Annotated in this window: 16 protein-coding genes; 3 read left to right on the plus strand and 13 right to left on the minus strand. The window is 70.9% G+C overall.

Going from position 1 to position 17054, the window contains the following annotated elements; translation table 11 throughout:
• Positions 1–8: 8 nt before the first annotated feature.
• The 3 genes from OG892_RS12205 to OG892_RS12215 all read right to left on the minus strand — a co-directional run bounded on the left by OG892_RS12205 (position 9) and on the right by OG892_RS12215 (position 2053).
• On the minus strand, positions 9–509 hold the full coding sequence (locus OG892_RS12205; RefSeq protein ID WP_073739055.1) for a hypothetical protein: 501 nt from the start codon (positions 507–509) through the stop codon (positions 9–11).
• Between the two features lie 144 nt (positions 510–653).
• A complete protein-coding gene (gene proB / locus OG892_RS12210) occupies positions 654–1781 on the minus strand; it encodes a glutamate 5-kinase (RefSeq protein WP_073739054.1) in 1128 nt (375 codons plus the stop codon).
• Positions 1782–1873: 92 nt separating this feature from the next.
• Complete coding sequence (locus OG892_RS12215) at positions 1874–2053, minus strand: hypothetical protein (protein WP_371629122.1); 180 nt, start codon at positions 2051–2053, stop codon at positions 1874–1876.
• A gap of 12 nt (positions 2054–2065) precedes the next feature.
• Between OG892_RS12215 and rfbC the strand changes: the two genes are divergently transcribed.
• Positions 2066–2728, plus strand: a complete 663-nt coding sequence (rfbC, locus tag OG892_RS12220; RefSeq protein ID WP_073739052.1) for a dTDP-4-dehydrorhamnose 3,5-epimerase — start codon at positions 2066–2068, stop codon at positions 2726–2728.
• Positions 2729–2734: 6 nt separating this feature from the next.
• Here the strand turns inward: rfbC and rfbD are convergent, their stop codons facing one another.
• Genes rfbD through OG892_RS12235 form a run of 3 tightly spaced genes read right to left on the minus strand, consistent with a single transcriptional unit; the run spans position 2735 to position 5669 of the window.
• Complete coding sequence (rfbD, locus tag OG892_RS12225) at positions 2735–3583, minus strand: dTDP-4-dehydrorhamnose reductase (RefSeq protein ID WP_371631625.1); 849 nt, start codon at positions 3581–3583, stop codon at positions 2735–2737.
• A gap of 32 nt (positions 3584–3615) precedes the next feature.
• Positions 3616–4602 (minus strand): dTDP-glucose 4,6-dehydratase, encoded by a 987-nt coding sequence (gene rfbB / locus OG892_RS12230; RefSeq protein WP_371629123.1) that lies wholly within the window; start codon positions 4600–4602, stop codon positions 3616–3618.
• The gene (locus tag OG892_RS12235) at positions 4599–5669 is read right to left on the minus strand and encodes a glucose-1-phosphate thymidylyltransferase (RefSeq protein WP_327340573.1); all 1071 of its coding nucleotides are present in this window, start codon (positions 5667–5669) and stop codon (positions 4599–4601) included. Before OG892_RS12235 ends, rfbB begins: the two co-directional genes overlap by 4 nt.
• Positions 5670–6202: 533 nt before the next feature.
• Between OG892_RS12235 and OG892_RS12240 the strand changes: the two genes are divergently transcribed.
• Positions 6203–8275, plus strand: coding sequence for a hypothetical protein (locus OG892_RS12240; RefSeq protein WP_371629124.1), 2073 nt, complete (start codon positions 6203–6205; stop codon positions 8273–8275).
• Between the two features lie 61 nt (positions 8276–8336).
• On the opposite strand, the gene galE is transcribed toward OG892_RS12240, so the two are convergent.
• On the minus strand, positions 8337–9308 hold the full coding sequence (gene galE / locus OG892_RS12245) for a UDP-glucose 4-epimerase GalE (protein WP_371629125.1): 972 nt from the start codon (positions 9306–9308) through the stop codon (positions 8337–8339).
• 205 nt (positions 9309–9513) lie between these two features.
• Between galE and OG892_RS12250 the strand changes: the two genes are divergently transcribed.
• Positions 9514–11745, plus strand: a complete 2232-nt coding sequence (locus OG892_RS12250) for a bifunctional glycosyltransferase/CDP-glycerol:glycerophosphate glycerophosphotransferase (RefSeq protein ID WP_073739078.1) — start codon at positions 9514–9516, stop codon at positions 11743–11745.
• 75 nt (positions 11746–11820) lie between these two features.
• On the opposite strand, the gene obgE is transcribed toward OG892_RS12250, so the two are convergent.
• The 6 genes from obgE to galU form a co-directional block, all read right to left on the minus strand.
• Complete coding sequence (gene obgE, locus OG892_RS12255; protein WP_073739046.1) at positions 11821–13260, minus strand: GTPase ObgE; 1440 nt, start codon at positions 13258–13260, stop codon at positions 11821–11823.
• A gap of 138 nt (positions 13261–13398) precedes the next feature.
• Positions 13399–13656 (minus strand): 50S ribosomal protein L27, encoded by a 258-nt coding sequence (gene rpmA, locus OG892_RS12260; protein WP_018103204.1) that lies wholly within the window; start codon positions 13654–13656, stop codon positions 13399–13401.
• Between the two features lie 14 nt (positions 13657–13670).
• Positions 13671–13991 (minus strand): 50S ribosomal protein L21, encoded by a 321-nt coding sequence (rplU, locus tag OG892_RS12265; protein WP_024494442.1) that lies wholly within the window; start codon positions 13989–13991, stop codon positions 13671–13673.
• Positions 13992–14187: 196 nt separating this feature from the next.
• Positions 14188–15249, minus strand: coding sequence for an iron-containing alcohol dehydrogenase family protein (locus tag OG892_RS12270; protein ID WP_073739045.1), 1062 nt, complete (start codon positions 15247–15249; stop codon positions 14188–14190).
• Positions 15237–15989 carry a sugar phosphate nucleotidyltransferase gene (locus tag OG892_RS12275; RefSeq protein ID WP_371629126.1) on the minus strand — a complete coding sequence of 251 codons (753 nt, stop codon included), beginning with the start codon at positions 15987–15989 and terminating at the stop codon, positions 15237–15239. The genes OG892_RS12270 and OG892_RS12275 overlap by 13 nt, the downstream gene beginning before the upstream one ends.
• Positions 15990–16088: 99 nt before the next feature.
• Positions 16089–16979, minus strand: coding sequence for a UTP--glucose-1-phosphate uridylyltransferase GalU (gene galU / locus OG892_RS12280; RefSeq protein WP_371629127.1), 891 nt, complete (start codon positions 16977–16979; stop codon positions 16089–16091).
• Positions 16980–17054: the final 75 nt, after the last annotated feature.

The raw sequence follows: 17054 nt of genomic DNA on the forward strand, positions 1-17054 counted from the left end.
CTGCCGGGTCAGTAGGGGTGCACACCGACCGGGGCCGCCGGGGGCGGCCCGTATCCCTCGGCGATGCGCTGGTGGTACGTCTCGCGGTCGATGACCTCCAGACCGACGATCTCCCACGGAGGCAGTCCGGCGCTGGAACGGTGCTCACCCCACAGCCTCAGGGCGACCGCCGCCGCGTCGTGCAGATCGCGCGCCTCTTCCCAGTACCGGATCTCCGCGTGGTCGTTGGCGTATCTGCTGGTCAGCAGGAAGGGGTGGTCGTGCGCGAGCTGTTCGAGGCCGCGTCTGACCTCCTTCAGCGGAATCTCAGTACCTGAGACGCAGAGCGTGATGTGCCACAGCTTCGACTGGGTGAGCTCATGACCCACCGCCGTCTGTTCGGCCCCGGCCGGCCGCTCCTCCCTCCGCTCCGCGGACCTTCTCCCGTCGAAGTCGGCACCCGCTCCGACGCTGGTCAGGGCGCGGCCACCCGTTCCTCGGGGCGGCGCCCCCGGGCGCGCTCGTCTCACCGGCGGCCTCCTGTGAATGTGTTGCTGAGCGGTGTACCCCGCAGTGTCCCTGCTACAAAGTGGACCAGTCCTCGGCCCGGCGTGGGGCGGTTTTCGTGAAGGTCTCTGCCCGAAGGCTGGACTTTCAGCCGTTTCAGGGGCCCGTCAGCCGTGCAGAACTACAAGATCGTCCCTGTGTACGACCTCGCGCTCGTAGGCGGGCCCCAGTTCGCGTGCCAGATCGCGGGTGGAGCGGCCGAGGAGCTGCGGGATCTCCTTCGCGTCGAAGTTGACGAGTCCCCGGGCCACCGGCCGGCCGCGCAGATCGCGCAGCTCCACCGGGTCGCCCGCGGCGAACTCGCCCTCCACCGAGGCGATCCCGGCCGGCAGCAGCGAGCTGTGGCGCTCGACGACCGCCTGCACGGCACCGTCGTCCAGGGTCAGCGCACCCTGCGGGGTGGAGGCGTGGGCCAGCCACAGCAGCCGGTCCGCGCTGCGGCGTCCGGTGCGGTGGAAGTACGTACCGGTGTCGCGGCCGGCCAGCGCGTCCGCCGCGTGGCTGGCCGAGGTCAGCACGACCGGGATGCCCGCGGCGGTGGCGATCCTGGCGGCCTCGACCTTGGTGACCATGCCGCCGGTCCCGACGCCCGCCCGCCCCGCGCTGCCGATGCTGACCCCGGCCAGATCGGCGGGGCCGGTGATCTCCGCGATGCGGGTGGTGCCGGGGATGCTCGGGTCGCCGTCGTACAGGCCGTCCACGTCCGAGAGGAGGATCAGCAGGTCGGCGCGGACCAGGTGGGCGACGAGCGCGGCGAGCCGGTCGTTGTCACCGAACCGGATCTCGTCGGTGGCAACGGTGTCGTTCTCGTTGACGATCGGCAGCGCGCCCATGTCCAGGAGCTGGTCCAGGGTGCGGTAGGCGTTGCGGTAGTGGGCGCGGCGGCTGGTGTCGTTGCTGGTGAGCAGGACCTGGCCGACGCGTACGCCGTAGCGGGCGAAGGAGGCGGTGTAGCGGGCGACGAGCAGTCCCTGGCCGACGCTGGCGGCGGCCTGCTGCCTGGCCAGGTCCTTGGGCCTGCGGTGCAGGCCGAGCGGGGCGAGTCCGGCCGCGATGGCGCCGCTGGAGACCAGCACGACCTCCCGCTCACCGCCGCCGCGCACCTTGGCGAGCACGTCGACGAGGGCGTCGACGCGGTCGGCGTCGAGGCCGCCCGCTGCGGTGGTGAGGGAGGAGGAACCGACCTTGACGACGATCCTGCGGGCCTCCGTGACGCCCTGCCTTGCCCCTGACACGCGTATCCCCCGTGGTTCGCCCTCGATCGGAATCCGCAATCTACGCGAGCGCCGGAATCGGCGCGTGGGCGTTCCGCACGGTGGACCCCGGTTCATCCTGATCCGTGCCGCTCCGTGTCCGGAATGCCCCGCTTCTCGTTGCAGCAGTTGTCGGCAGTACTGCCGACGGATTCGAGAAACCCAGGCAATCCCGACAACTCCAGCGACTCCAGCGACTCCAGCAACTTCAGCAGCTCCACCAGCTCCAGAGACTTCAGCAACTTCAGGAACAAGGACGTGATCGCATGCGCCAGCTCTCCATTCCAGGGGCCTGGGTGCACGAGCCCGAGGTCCTCACGGACGGCCGAGGCAGCTTCCACGAGTGGTTCAGGGCCTCGGATCTCGACGCGGCGCAGGGACACCCGCTGGGGCTCGCGCAGGCCAACTTCTCCAGTTCCGCCCGGGGCACGCTGCGCGGGATCCACTTCGCCGATGTGCCGCCGGGCCAGGCGAAGTACGTGAAGTGCGTGCGTGGCGCGGTGCTCGACGTGATCGTGGACATCCGGGCCGGCTCTCCCACGTACAAGCGGTGGGAGGGGGTGCGCCTCGACGACAGCGGTCACCGGGCGGTCTACCTCGCGGAGGGGCTCGGCCACGCCTTCATGGCGCTGACGGACGACGCGTGCGTCCTGTACCTCTGCTCGGAGGGTTACGCGCCGGCGCGTGAGCACGGCATCGATCCGCTCGATCCGGAGCTGGCCATCGACTGGCCGCTGGACGTCGCCCCGTTGCTGTCCGGGAAGGACGCGGCGGCTCCCTCGCTGGCAGAGGCCGAGGAGCAGGGGCTGCTGCCCTCGTACGCGGAGTGCGAGGCGTACTACGCGCGGCTGCGGACGGCCGGTCCGCCGCCCGCCGGACTGCGGGCGGGGAGCGGACCGGTGCTCAGCGGGGCCGGGCCGGGCCGCTGAGCAGAATCAGGGGCGTTCCGCGGCGAGCAGCGCCGGGAACGCCTCGCCCAGGGCGGTGCGCCAGTCCCGGATCGGCTCGATGCCGGCCGCCTCGAAGCGGCTCTGCGCGAGCACGCTGAACGCGGGGCGGGGGGCGGGCCGGACGAAGGCCTCGCTGGTGGCCGGGCGGACCCGGGCGGGGTCGGCGCCGAGCAGCCGGAAGATCTCCTGGGTGAAGCCGAACCAGGTCGTCTCGCCGCCGCTGGTGCCGTGGTAGACGCCCGCCGGGGCGGTGCCCGCCAGCGCGGCCCGGCCGAGCCGGACCAGCCGGGCCGCCAGGTCGACTGTCCAGGTGGGCTGGCCGCGCTGGTCGTCCACCACGTCGAGGGTCTCCTTGGCGCCCTCCAGCCTGATCATCGTCCGGACGAAGTTGCCGCCGCCGGCCCCGTAGAGCCAGGCGGTGCGGATCACGTAGCCGGTCTCGGGGAGGGTCTCCAGGACGGCGCGTTCGCCCGCGAGTTTGGTGCGTCCGTAGGCGCTGCGCGGGCCGGTGGGGGCGTCCTCCCCGTACGGCCGGGCGCCGTCCCCGGCGAACACGTAGTCCGTGGAGACGTGGAGCAGGACGGCGCCGTGCTCGCGGCAGGCCCGCGCGAGGACCGCGGGTCCGGTGCCGTTGACCCGCAGCGCGGCGTCCTCCTGGCTCTCGGCGTCGTCGACGGCGGTCCAGGCGGCGCAGTTCACCACGACCGAGGGGCGGTGGGCGGCGAACGCCTCGCGGACGCGGTCCGGGTCCGCGATGTCCAGGGCCTCGCGGTCCGTCGCGACGGCGGTGACGTCCTCGTGGGCGAGGGCCGCCAGCAGGTCCTGCGCGAGCATTCCGGCCGCCCCGGTGACCAGCCAGACCGGGCTCACAGCGCCGCCCTCTCCTTGAGCGGCTCCCACCAGGCGCTGTTCTCGCGGTACCAGCGCACGGTCTCCGCGAGGCCTCTGCGGAAGTCCTTGCCCGGTTCGTATCCCAGCTCCTCGCGGATCTTGGTGCAGTCCACCGAGTAGCGCCGGTCGTGGCCCTTGCGGTCCTCGACGTGGGTGACGTCCGCGTCCCAGTCGGCGCCGCAGGCCTCCAGCAGCAGTCCGGTGAGCTCCTTGTTGGACAGCTCGGTGCCGCCGCCGATGTTGTAGACCTCGCCCGCCCGGCCCCGGGTGCGGACGAGTTCGATGCCCTGGACGTGGTCGTCGATGTGCAGCCAGTCGCGGACGTGGGCGCCGTCGCCGTACAGCGGTACCGGGCGGCCCTCCAGGAGGTTGGTGACGAAGAGCGGGATGACCTTCTCGGGGAAGTGGTGGTGCCCGTAGTTGTTGGAGCAGCGGGTCACCCGCACGTCGAGCCCGTGGGTGCGGTGGTACGAGAGCGCGATCAGGTCGCTGGACGCCTTGGAGGCGGAGTACGGGGAGTTGGGGGCGAGGGGTTCGCTCTCGGTCCAGGAGCCCTCGTCGATCGATCCGTAGACCTCGTCGGTGGAGATGTGCACGAAGGTCGAGACGCCCACCAGGTGTGCGGCGTGGACGAGGGTGTGGGTTCCCACGACGTTGGTGCGGACGAAGGCGGCGCCGCCGTCGATGGAGCGGTCCACATGCGATTCGGCGGCGAAGTGCACCACCTGGTCGTGTCCTGCCATCAGGCCGCCTACCAGCTCCGCGTCGCAGATGTCGCCCCGCACGAACGAGAAGCCCGGGTGGTCGCGGACGTCGTCGAGGTTGGCCGGGTTGCCCGCGTAGGTGAGCTTGTCGAGGACCGTGACGGCCACGTCACCGGGTCCGTCCGGGCCCAGGAGCGTGCGGACGTAGTGCGAGCCGATGAAGCCGGCGCCGCCGGTCACCAGGATGTGGGTCGTCATGAGGAGATCTGCACCTTGCTGTGGTCGCCGAGGACGAGACGGTGGGCGGAGGGGCTCCGGGGGGCGGGGGTCACCTCGACCTCGTGGCCGATGAGGGAGGCCTCCACGCGGCGGACGCCGTCGATCGAGGCGCCCCGAAGCACGATGGAGTACTCGATCTCGCTGTCCTCGATCCGGCACTCCTGGGCGACCGAGGTGAACGGTCCGACGTAGGCGTCGCTGATCACCGAGCGGGCGCCGATGATGGCGGGGCCGACGATCCGGCTGCGGGTGACCCGGGCGCCCGGTTCGATCCGTACCCGGCCGATGATCTCGCTCTCGTCGTCGACGTGGGCGCCCTCGGTGGAGGGTTCGACGCTCTCCAGGACGGTCCGGTTGACCTCCAGCATGTCGGTGACGTTGCCGGTGTCCTTCCAGTACCCGCGGATCATGGTGGAACGGACGTCGCGCTCCTGGTCGATCAGCCACTGGATGGCGTGGGTGATCTCCAGTTCGCCGCGCCAGGACGGGCGGATGGAGCGGACCGCCTCGTGGATGGCCCGGGTGAAGAGGTAGACGCCGACGAGCGCCAGATCGCTCTTGGGCTCCCTGGGCTTCTCCTCCAGGGCCACCACCCTGCCGTCCCCGTCCAGCTCCGCGACGCCGAACGAGGTCGGGTCGGGCACCTGGGTCAGCAGGATCTGGGCATCGGGCCGGTCCGCCCGGAATTCCTCGACCAGGCCGGTGATCCCGCCGATGATGAAGTTGTCCCCGAGGTACATGACGAAGTCCTCGTCACCGAGGAAGCGCTGCGCGATCAGGACCGCGTGGGCGAGGCCGAGCGGTTCGGACTGCGGGATGTAGGTGACGTCGATACCGAACCGGGAGCCGTCCCCGACCGCCGCGCGGATCTCCTCCTCTGTGTCGCCCACGATGATGCCGACCTCTGTGATGCCCGCTTCCGCGATGGCCTCCAGGCCGTAGAACAGCACAGGTTTGTTCGCCACCGGGACCAGCTGTTTGGCCGAGGTGTGGGTGATGGGACGAAGCCGGGTGCCTGCCCCACCGGAAAGTACGAGAGCCTTCACTGTTTCTGCCCCCACGATGAGATGGCGGTCCTGTCGCGGCTGCGACCTGTCGGGCGACCTTACTTAGATTCGCTGCCCTATCTACGGCAAAACAGCCCTCATGGCCCATTACCGACACATCCGGACGAAAAGCGACGGAAATCCGTAACCGTGGGTCACCTTTCCACGTCCGCCCGGCTCTCGGGTGCGGAAACGCATTTCACTGCGTCGAACTGGATGACGACTGCATCGGTTCCCGCGATCGGCCGCGGCGCCCCGGCCGCCGGCCAGGCGTGATCCGCACTTCCGAGGACACATCACACCAATTCCTGAACCCTGGAACGGGTTGTGCCCATCCGCTCTACTCTCACGAATCCTTCACGCTCGTCTCATGAACGGACGAGCCGCCCTCCATATGGTGGGGCGCCTGAACCCCCACACCACCCCTGCCCACCGGGCGCACCGGTCCTGGACCGGCCCGCCCGGTGGGCCGCACCGATACGTCGGAGCGGCCCACGGCGCACGCGAGCGCTCGCGCTCATTGGAGTCCCCCAGTGCAACCACTCCCCCCGCTCCTGCGGTACGCCGCGCACGCCCTCCCCCTCGCCGTACTGGCCGCGTCCTTCGCCGCCCAGGCTGCCGCGGCCGCCGTCCCGCACCTCGCGCTGCTGGCCACCGCGACGGCCGCCAACCTGCTGGCCGAGGCAGCCCTGCACCGGTGGCGGCCCGGCCAGGTCTCGTTGCTCGCCAAGGTCAGGGCCGATGTCATGGTGCGTCGGCTGACCTGCGATTTCCTGCTGATCGTGGGGCTGCTCCGGCTCGGCGGCGACCACCGCGAAACGGTCTACCTTCCGCTCGTCCTCGGCCTGCTCCTCTTCTACGCGCTCCACTTCGCCGGCCACGCGGCGGCGATCCGGGTGCGCGGTGCGCGGACCCTGCCGCTGCTCACCCGCAATATCGACGCCTCCGCCCTGGGCATCACCCCGGCGCCCCCGGCCCTGCTGATGCGCCGGCACGGGCCGCGGCTGCTGCTGTTCGGGCTGCCCGCGACCGCGGGCCTGCTGGTGACGGCCGCGAGCGACGAGCCGGAGTTCGGCGCGGCGGGCATCGCGCTGTCGGCCGTCCTCGCCGCCCTCGCGCTGGCCCGGCTGGTGCGGTGCCTGGTCCGGCGCCGCCCCGCGTCGCCCCAGGAGGTGCTGGACTGGTTCGACGGCTGGCTCGCGGAGTACCGGCCGACCGTCGGCATGTACTTCTCCGGCGGCGTCTCGTCCGCGTACCAGGCCAACATGTGGCTCGACGCGCTGTCCGGACTCGACGGCCGCCCGGTGATCGTGCTGCGCGAGCGCTTCATGATGCAGCGCATCGGCGCCACGGACATCCCCATCGTGTGCATCCCCAAGGTCGCCCAGCTGCTCCGTCTGGAGCACTCCACCCTGAAGCTGCTGATCCACCCCGCCAACTCCGGCAAGACCTCGCAGGTCCTGCGGATCCCGTCGATCAAACACGCCTTCGTCAACCACGGCGAGAGCGACAAGCTCTCCAGCTGCAACCCGTACGCGAAGGCGTACGACGAGGTGTGGGTCGCCGGACCGGCGGCGCGCGAACGCTACGCGCTGGCCGACGTCGGCATCGAGGACCGCGACGTGGTGGAGATCGGCCGCCCCCAGCTCGCCCCGATCGCCCCGTACGCGGGCCCGCCCGCCGGTCCGTACACGACCGTGCTCTACGCCCCCACCTGGGAGGGCTGGGACGGCAATCCGGGAAACACCTCGATCGTCCTGGCCGGCGAGAACATCGTCCGGGCGCTGCTGCGCGACCCGGCCGTCCGGCTCCTCTACAAGCCGCACCCGATGACCGGCTCCGTCGACCCCCGGGCCGCCGCCGCCGACGCCCGCGTCCAGGCCCTGATCCACGAGGCCAACCGCGCCCGCACCGGCCCGCGCCCCGGTCCGCAGGCCGCCGCCGAGCCGGCCCGCCGGGCCGCGGAGCTGAAGGCGCTGACCACCGCCTCGTTCCGGGACGACGCGGACGACGCGGAACGCATGCTGGTGCAGAGCACGCCGGAGCCCGGCCGGGCCGAGGCGGTCGCCGCCGCGACGGCGGCCTGGGAAGCGGCCCACTGGGCGTCGCTCCCGCCGGCGGAGCACCAGGTCATCACGGCCTCGCAGCCCGCGCTGTACTCCTGCTTCAACGAGGCGGACCTGCTGATCAGCGATGTGTCGAGCGTGGTCACGGACTACCTGGCGGCCGAGAAGCCGTACGCCGTCGCGAACACCGGCGAGCTGTCCCAGGAGCAGTTCCGCGAGGCGTTCCCGACGGTCCGGGCGGCGACGATCCTGACGCCGGACGCGGCCGGTGTCGCCGCCCTCCTCGACTCGGTACGCCACCCCGCCGGCGACGGGCTTGCCGCCGCCCGCGCCGGTCTGAAGCTCCATCTCCTGGGCCGCTGCGACCCGCCCTCCCACGCACGCTTCAACGAGGCCGCCCTCGGGCTGTGCGAGATCGCGGACGAGCACCGCGTACGGATGGCGCGCCGGCTGCTCCCGGGGATACCGGCACAGCGGGGCGCGCCGGCGGAGGCCGACGCGGCGGGCGAGGAAGCGCTGGAGCCCGCACCGGAGGGATAGCCGCGAGGGCCCGTGGGACCAAACCCACGGGCAACGCGCCTGCGCCGCCCGTGTGCCCGGTCTACGGGTGGCGCAGCCGCCAGCCCTGCCAGGCGGAGTCGATCATCTCGTCCACGCCGTACCGGGCCGACCAGCCCAGTTCCGCCCGGATCCGGTCGGCGGCCGCGACCACCCGCGCCGGGTCGCCGGGGCGGCGGGCGGTCACCTCGGGGGCGATGTCCCCGTTGTCCGTCACCTTGAGGATCCGGTCGACCATCTCCCGTACGGAACTGCCCTCACCGCGTCCGATGTTGAGCGTGAGATCCGTACCGCGCTCCGCCTCTTCGAGTCGGCGCGCGGCCGCGAGGTGGGCGGAGGCGATGTCCTCGACGTGGATGTAGTCGCGGACGCAGGTGCCGTCCGGCGTCGCGTAGTCGTCGCCGAAGATCCGGGGGGCCTCGCCGGCCTCCAGGCGCTCGAAGACCATCGGGATCAGGTTGAACACCCCGGCGTCGGCCAGCTCCGGCGACGCCGCACCGGCCACGTTGAAGTAGCGGAGCGAGGCGCAGCGCAGCCCGTGGGCGCGGGCGGCGGCGTGGATCAGCCACTCCCCGACGAGCTTGGTCTCGCCGTACGGGCTCATCGGCGCGCACGGGGTCTCCTCTGTGACGAGGGTGACATCGGGCATGCCGTAGACGGCGGCGGAGGAGGAGAACACCAGCCGGTCGACGCCCGCGTCGACCATGCTCTCCAGCAGCACCTCAAGGCCCGTCACGTTCTCGCGGTAGTAGTGCAGGGGCCGCTCGACGGACTCGCCCACCTGCTTCTTGCCCGCGATGTGCACCACACCGGTCACCCCGTGCTCGCGGATCGCCGCGTCCAGGGCCGGGCGGTCCAGGACGCTGCCGGTCACCAGGGGCACCCCGGCGGGCACCTTCTCGGCGCTCCCGGTCGACAGGTCGTCGTACACGACGACCCGCTGACCGCCCGCGACCATCGCACGCACGACGTGTGCGCCGATGTATCCCGCTCCGCCCGTAACCATCCAGGTCATGTCGTGCGTCTCCCTGTCAGAGGCCAAACCCGTCCCGTTCACCCTACGTGCCCGGAAAGCCGGACCGCCGGGCCCGCCCTTGCCGCTCAAAGGTGGCTGACAGCAATCAATTACGCTGTCCGGGTGCTGGACTCCGCCGCACTGTTCGGCGGTGCGCACCGCGCACCTCGCACACACCCTCGGCAGCTCTCTGGACTGGTGGACGATGCCCCGACTGACACTCATCGTGCCTGCGTACAACGTGCAGGGGTACATCGGGGAGTGTCTCGACTCCGTGCTCCAGCAGGACTTCACCGACTTCGAGGTCATCGGCGTCGACGACTGCTCTCCGGACGGCTCCGGCGCGATCCTCGACACATACGCGGAACGCGACGCCCGCGTGCGTGTGCTCCACCTCACCGAGAACGTGGGTCTGGGACACGCCCGCAACGCGGGGATGGACGAGGCGACCGGTGACTATCTGCTGTTCCTCGACAGCGACGACACCCTCGCCCCTGGTTCGCTGGCGGCCATCGCGGCGCGCCTCGACGCGACGGACGACCCGGACGTCCTGGTCTTCGACTACACCCGCACCTACTGGGACGGGCGGCTGCTGCGCAACAAGCGCGCGGAGCTGCTGGACGAGAGCGGTCCCGCCGTCTTCGCGCTGGCGGACCGGCCGCAGCTGCTGGACCTGCTGCAGATCGTGTGGAACAAGGCCTACCGCCGCGCGTTCGTCACCGGGCACGGTTTCCGCTTCCCGCCCGGCTACTACGAGGACGCTCCGTGGACGTTCTCCTCGCTGATCTCGGCGGAGACCATCGCCGTCCTGGACCGCTCCTGCGTGCTGTACCGGCAGCGGCGTGAGGGCGGGAACATCCTCCGCACGGTCAGCCGCAAGCACTTCGACGTCTTCGACCAGTACGACCGCGTCTTCGCCTATCTGGACGCGCGGCCGGAGCTGGATTCCTGGCGCCCGGCGCTCTTCAGGAAGATGACCGACCACTTCCTGACCGTCCTGGAGAAGCCCGGCCGGCTGCCGCAGAGCGCCCGCGCCGAGTTCTTCCACCGCGCGGCCAAGGACTACCGCAGCCGCCTCCCGGAGGACTTCCAGCGGCCGCTGGGCGGCAAGGGCTACAAGTACGCCCTGCTCGGCCTCGACTCCTACCCGGCGCTGGTCGGCGTCACCCGGGTCAACAACGTGCGCAACCGGGCCAAGCTGGGCGGCCGGGCCCGGGTCGGCCGGGCCAAGCGCGCCGCGCTCGGCATGTTCTACAAGTCCCAGCTGCGCATGCCGCTGGACGACAAGCTCGCGGTGTTCTCCGCGTACTGGGGCCGCGGCTACTCCTGCAACCCCGCGGCCATCGAGGCGGAGCTGGGCCGGCTGGCCCCGGACATGCGCCGGGTCTGGGCGGTCAGGTCCGAGCACCGCGACCGGGTGCCCAAGGGCGTCGAGGCCGTGGTGGTCGGGTCCCGCGAGTACTGGTCGGTGATGGCCCGCGCGAAGTACCTCACGAACAACGTGAACTTCGGCGACACCGTGATCAAGCGCGACGGCCAGATCCATCTGCAGACCCACCACGGCACCCCGCTGAAGACGATGGGCCTCGACCAGGCCCAGTACCCCGCGTCCACCAGCATGGACATGGAGAAGCTGCTCCGCCGGTGCGACCGCTGGGACTACAGCCTGTCCGCCAACCGCTTCTCCACCACCGTGTGGGAGCGGGTGTACCCCTGCCGGTACACCTCGCTGGAGACCGGCTACCCGCGCAACGACGTACTCCTCAACGCCACCGCGGCGGACGTCTCACGGGCCCGGAGCGAGCTCGGCCTGGCGGACGGATCGACGGCCTTCCTCTACGCGCCGACCCACCGCGAGTACGAGAAGTCCTTCGCCCCGCGGCTCGACCTGCCGAGGCTGGCGGAGGAGCTGGGCCCCGACGTCACCCTGCTGGTGCGCGGCCACTACTTCTACAAGCCGACCGGCCGGCTCGCCGACCTCCAGGCCAGCGGCCGGATCATCGACGTCTCCGCGCACGGGAACGTCGAGCAGCTCTACCTCGCGGCGGACGCCCTGATCACGGACTACTCCTCGGCGATGTTCGACTACGCCAACCTGGACCGGCCGATCGTGATCTACGCCGACGACTGGGAGACCTACCGGGCCGTGCGCGGCACCTACTTCGACCTGATGGCCGAGCCCCCGGGCGCCGTGGCGACCAGCCAGGCGCAGCTCGCCTCCGTGCTGGGCTCCCGGGAGTGGCGGAGCGAGGAGTCGGCCGGGCTGCGCAAGGCGTTCCGGGAACGCTTCTGCGACTACGACGACGGGCGCGCCGCCGAACGCGTCGTGCGCCGGGTGTTCCTGGGCGAGGAGACGATGCTGCCCTACCTCCCGCTCGACGAGCGCACCCCGGCGCCCTCCCCCGCCGAGGCCCTGGAGCAGGCCGGCCGGTCCTGACGGCCCCGGCCTCCCGGAAAGCACGCGGTCCCGGCTCCCCAAGGGGAACCGGGACCTGCGGAGGCTTCTCGTCGCTTACGCGAACGGGTCGAACTCCTGGTACTCCTTGCTGACGTCGTCGCGCTCGTCCTCGCGGTCGCGACGGCGCTGCGCGGCCGGACGCGGCTCCTCCAGGCGGTGGTCCTCGCCTCGGCGGCCGAGCATCTCGGCGCCGGCCGTCACGGTCGGCTCCCAGTCGAAGACGACGGCGTTGTCCTCGGCGCCGATGGCCACTCCGTCGCCCGCGCGGGCGCCGGCCTTGCGGAGCGCGTCCTCGACACCGAGCCGGTTCAGCCGGTCCGCGAGGTAGCCGACGGCCTCGTCGTTGTTGAAGTCGGTCTGGCGCACCCAGCGCTCCGGCTTCTCGCCGCGCACCCGGTAGATGCCGTCGTCCTCCAGCTTCACGGTGAAACCGGCGTCGTCCACGGCCTTGGGCCGGATGACGATGCGGGTCGCCTCCTCCACCGGCTTCGCGGCGCGCGCCTCGGCGATGACGCCGGCCAGCGCGAAGGAGAGCTCCTTGAGCCCGGTGCGGGCGACGGCGGACACCTCGAAGACGCGGTAGCCGCGGGCCTCCAGATCCGGGCGGATCATCTCCGCGAGGTCCTGGCCGTCCGGGATGTCGATCTTGTTGAGGACGACGATGCGGGGCCGGTCCTCCAGACCGCCGTACAGCTTCAGCTCCTCCTCGATCATGTCGAGGTCGGAGAGCGGGTCACGGTCGGACTCCAGCGTCGCCGTGTCCAGTACGTGCACGAGGACCGAGCAGCGCTCGACGTGGCGCAGGAACTCCAGGCCGAGGCCCTTGCCCTGGCTGGCTCCCGGGATCAGGCCGGGGACGTCCGCGATGGTGTAGACGGTGGAGCCCGCGGTGACGACGCCGAGGTTCGGGACCAGCGTCGTGAACGGGTAGTCGGCGATCTTCGGCTTGGCGGCCGACAGGACCGAGATCAGCGAGGACTTGCCCGCGCTCGGGTAGCCCACCAGGGCCACGTCGGCGACGGTCTTGAGCTCCAGGACGATGTCCCGGCTCTCGCCGGGCTCACCGAGCAGCGCGAAGCCGGGGGCCTTGCGCCGGGCGGAGGCCAGCGCGCCGTTGCCGAGGCCGCCTCGGCCGCCCTGGCCGGCGACGAACATGGTGCCCTGGCCGACCAGGTCCGCGAGGACGTTGCCGTCCGTGTCGAGCACGACGGTGCCGTCCGGCACGGGCAGGATCAGGTCCTGGCCCTCCTTGCCGGTGCGGTTGTCACCGGCACCGGGCTGGCCGTTGGTGGCCTTGCGGTGGGGGTGGTGGTGGTAGTCGAGCAGCGTGGTGACGGCCTGGTCGACGATCAGGGTCACATCGCCGCCGCGGCCGCCGTTGCCGCCGTCCGGGCCGCCGAGCGGCTTGAACTTCTCACGGTGAACGGAGGCGCAGCCGTGGCCCCCGTTACCCGCGGCGGCATGCAGCTCGACGCGGTCCACGAAGGTGGTCATGGTTGGAACCTCCAGTTACATACGTGCAGAAAAGTCTCGCTCGTGCCCTCTCAGGGGCAACACGCGAAAGGCGGACCCACTTCCCGAACAGGAAGTGAGGTCCGCCTCCACGTCAAACCGCTCGACGAGCGCCGAAAATCAGCCGGCGATCGGAACGATGTTCACGACCTTGCGGCCACGGTGCGTGCCGAACTCGACCGCACCGGCGGCGAGGGCGAACAGCGTGTCGTCGCCGCCACGGCCGACGCCCGTGCCCGGGTGGAAGTGGGTGCCGCGCTGGCGGACCAGGATCTCACCGGCGTTGACGGCCTGACCGCCGAAGCGCTTCACGCCGAGCCGCTGAGCATTGGAATCGCGCCCGTTCCGAGTGGACGATGCGCCCTTCTTATGTGCCATGTCTCCTCAGTCCCTTACTTCGCAGCCGCGGGGATACCGGTGACCTTGATCGCCGTGTACTGCTGGCGGTGACCCTGGCGACGGCGGTAGCCGGTCTTGTTCTTGTAGCGAAGGATGTCGATCTTCGCGCCCTTGTGGTGGTCCACGATCTCGGCCTGGACCTTGATGCCGTCAAGCACCCACGGGTCGCTGGTCACGGCGTCGCCGTCGACAACGAGCAGGGTAGAGAGCTCTACCGTGTCGCCAACACTGGCGGTGGGAATCTTGTCAACCTCAACGATGTCGCCGACAGCAACCTTGTGCTGGCGACCACCGCTGCGCACGATGGCGTACACGCGGATCTCACTCTCACTCGAAGCGGAAACCCCTGAAGCCAGCCGCTCACACGGGTCCGGGGACCCGAGACGATCCGGATTGGACGAGCGGCCTCTCCCGTACGAGCGGGAGGTCAGTGCTCAGAGGTGTGGCGAAACAAACGCCGACGGTCAAGATTACGGGGCCCGGGACACCCCGGTCAAACCGGGCCCCGTTTCAGGCCCCGGCCGCTGCGACGTAGCCGGCGTAGGCCTCCCTGATCCCGTCCGGGGACAGGTTCAGGTGTTCCAGGATCGTGTACCGGCCCGGCCTGGTCCGGGGCGCGAACTCGACCACGGAGACGAACTCGTCCACGCTGAACCCGATCTCCTGCGCGGTGACCGGCAGGCCGTGGCGCCGCAGCGTCGCGGCCATCCGCGCGGACTCCTGGTGGGCGCCGCGCAGATACATGGCGAAAGCCGCGCCCAGTCCGCACTGCTCCCCGTGACTGGCCGCCCGCCGGGGGAACAGCAGGTCGAAGGCGTGGTTGATCTCGTGGCAGGCACCGGAGGCGGGCCGGCTGTCGCCCGCCACCGACATCGAGATCCCTGTGAGCACCAGCCCCTCCGCCAGCACCTGGAGGAACCGGTCCTCGTCCAGGGACCCGGGGTGGCGCAGCACGGCCTCGCCGGCCTGCCGGGCCATCGCCGCGGCCAGTCCGTCGATGTCCTCGCCGTTGACCCGGTGTGCGAGCTCCCAGTCCGCCACGGCGGAGATGTTCGAGAGCGCGTCCCCGATCCCGGACCGCACGAAGCGGACCGGGGCCTCACGGATGATGTCGAGGTCGATGACGACGGCGATCGGATTCGGGACCCCGTAGGAGCCCCGGCCCGCGTCGTTGTCCAGCGTGGCCACCGGGGAGCACAGACCGTCGTGGGACAGGTTCGTCGCCACGGCGACCAGCGGCAGCCCGATGCGCGCCGCGGCGAACTTGGCACAGTCGATGATCTTGCCGCCGCCGAGGCCGACCACGGCGTCGTACCGACCTGACTTCATCTGCTCCGCCAGCTTGACGGCATCGTTCAGCGTGCCGCCGCCGACCTCGAACCAGGAGGCGCCGGGCAGGCTGGCCGACAGCCGCTCCCGCAGCGCCAGGCCGGAGCCCCCGCTGATCGCTATCGCCAGCTTCCCGGAACCCGAGATCCGCTGATCGGCCAGGACACCCGCCAGATCCGCCAGCGCGCCGGCCCGGATGTCGACGACGACCGGCGCGGGGATCAGCCGGGTCAGTACTGGCACGCGATGGTCCTGCCCTTGGCCAGGTCCTCGTGGTTGTCGATCTCCACCCACTTGATGTCGCCGATCGGCTCCACGTCGACCTTGAAGCCGCGGTTGACGAGCTCCTGGTAGCCGTCCTCGTAGTAGAGGTCCGGGTCCCGCTCGAAGGTGGTCTTCAGCACGTCGGCCAGCTCCGCGGCCGCCTCGCCCTCGATGAGGGTGACACCGATGTACTCGCCGGTGGCCTCGGCCGGGTCCATCAGCTTGGTGATCCGCTGGACGCCCTTGCCCTCCTCGACGACGACCTTCATCTCCTCGTCGGCGAGCTTCTTCACCGTGTCGAGGGCGAGGATGATCTTCTTGCCGTCGCCGCGGGCGGCCAGCAGCGTCTTCTCCACGGAGACGGGGTGCACGGTGTCGCCGTTGGCGAGGATCACGCCGTCCTTGAGGGCGTCACGGCCGCACCAGAGGGAGTAGGCGTTGTTCCACTCCTCGGCCTTGTCGTTGTCGATCAGCGTGAGGGTGACGCCGTACTTGGCCTCCAGGGCGGCCTTGCGCTCGTACAGGGCCTCCTTGCGGTAGCCCACGATGATCGCGACCTCGGTCAGACCGACCTCGGCGAAGTTGCCCAGGGTCAGGTCGACGACGGTCAGGCTCTCCTCGTTCCCCTCGGGGCCGACCGGCACCAGGGCCTTGGGCAGCGTGTCGGTGTAGGGGCGCAGACGACGGCCTGCGCCGGCCGCGAGAATCATGCCGATCATGGGGGTTCTCCTTGTTCCTTGGTGGGCCTTGGTGGGCCTTGGTGCGGGTGTCCCGGGTGATGGGTCCGGGTGCTGTACGGGAACGGCCCCGACAGCCTCTCAGAGCTCGGCCGCCACGTAACCACGCAGCCAGCTACGGAAGTCGGGGCCCAGGTCCTCGCGCTCGCAGGCGAGTCTGACGATGGCCCGCAGATAGTCGCCCCGGTCGCCGGTGTCGTAGCGGCGGCCGCGGAAGACGACGCCGTGGACGGGGCCGCCGAGCCGCTCGTCGACGGCCAGTTGCTGGAGCGCGTCCGTCAGCTGGATCTCGCCGCCCCGGCCCGGCTCCGTCTCGCGCAGCACGCCGAAGACCGCGGGGTCCAGGACGTAGCGTCCGATGACGGCGAGGTTGCTGGGCGCCTCGCCCGGGTCCGGCTTCTCGACCAGGCCGGTGACCCGGACCACGTCGTCCTGCGCGGTGGCCTCGACCGCGGCGCAGCCGTACAGGTGGATCTGCTCGGGCGCCACCTCCATCAGCGCGACGACGCTGCCGCCCTCGCGCTCCTGGATCTCGGTCATCCGCGCCAGCAGCGGGTCGCGCGGGTCGATCAGGTCGTCGCCCAGGAGCACCGCGAACGGCTCGTCGCCCACATGGGGCTCCGCGCACAGGACGGCGTGGCCGAGGCCGCGCGGGTCGCCCTGGCGGACGTAGTGCATGGTCGCCAGGTCGCTGGACTCCTGGACCCGGACCAGCCGCTCGTCGTCGCCCTTGCGGGTCAGCGCCGACTCCAGCTCGTAGTTCCGGTCGAAGTGGTCCTCCAGGGCGCGCTTGTTGCGCCCGGTGATCATCAGCACGTCGCTCAGTCCCGCGGCGGCGGCCTCCTCCACGACGTACTGGATCGCCGGCTTGTCGACCACCGGCAGCATCTCCTTGGGAGTCGCCTTCGTCGCCGGCAGGAACCGGGTACCGAGCCCGGCGGCCGGTATGACTGCCTTCTGGATCTTGCGCATGTACTCAGACTTCCGTGTCCACGGGGCGGTTGTGGTGCGCCGGGGGCGGCAGTACGCAGCCGGGCCGGTTCCTGT

It is taken from the genome of Streptomyces sp. NBC_00341 (genome assembly GCF_041435055.1).
In the GTDB taxonomy this organism is placed as follows: Bacteria; Actinomycetota; Actinomycetes; order Streptomycetales; family Streptomycetaceae; genus Streptomyces.

What these genes read in the sequence shown, in the direction of transcription:
- rfbC (WP_073739052.1), top strand. Translation starts at nt 2,066, where the DNA reads ATGCGCCAGCTCTCCATTCCAGGGGCCTGGGTGCACGAGCCCGAGGTC.
- rfbD (WP_371631625.1), bottom strand. Translation starts at nt 3,583, where the DNA reads ATGCTCGCGCAGGACCTGCTGGCGGCCCTCGCCCACGAGGACGTCACC.
- rfbB (WP_371629123.1), bottom strand. Translation starts at nt 4,602, where the DNA reads ATGACGACCCACATCCTGGTGACCGGCGGCGCCGGCTTCATCGGCTCG.
- galE (WP_371629125.1), bottom strand. Translation starts at nt 9,308, where the DNA reads ATGACCTGGATGGTTACGGGCGGAGCGGGATACATCGGCGCACACGTC.
- OG892_RS12250 (WP_073739078.1), top strand. Translation starts at nt 9,514, where the DNA reads ATGCCCCGACTGACACTCATCGTGCCTGCGTACAACGTGCAGGGGTAC.
- obgE (WP_073739046.1), bottom strand. Translation starts at nt 13,260, where the DNA reads ATGACCACCTTCGTGGACCGCGTCGAGCTGCATGCCGCCGCGGGTAAC.
- rpmA (WP_018103204.1), bottom strand. Translation starts at nt 13,656, where the DNA reads ATGGCACATAAGAAGGGCGCATCGTCCACTCGGAACGGGCGCGATTCC.
- OG892_RS12275 (WP_371629126.1), bottom strand. Translation starts at nt 15,989, where the DNA reads ATGATCGGCATGATTCTCGCGGCCGGCGCAGGCCGTCGTCTGCGCCCC.
- galU (WP_371629127.1), bottom strand. Translation starts at nt 16,979, where the DNA reads ATGCGCAAGATCCAGAAGGCAGTCATACCGGCCGCCGGGCTCGGTACC.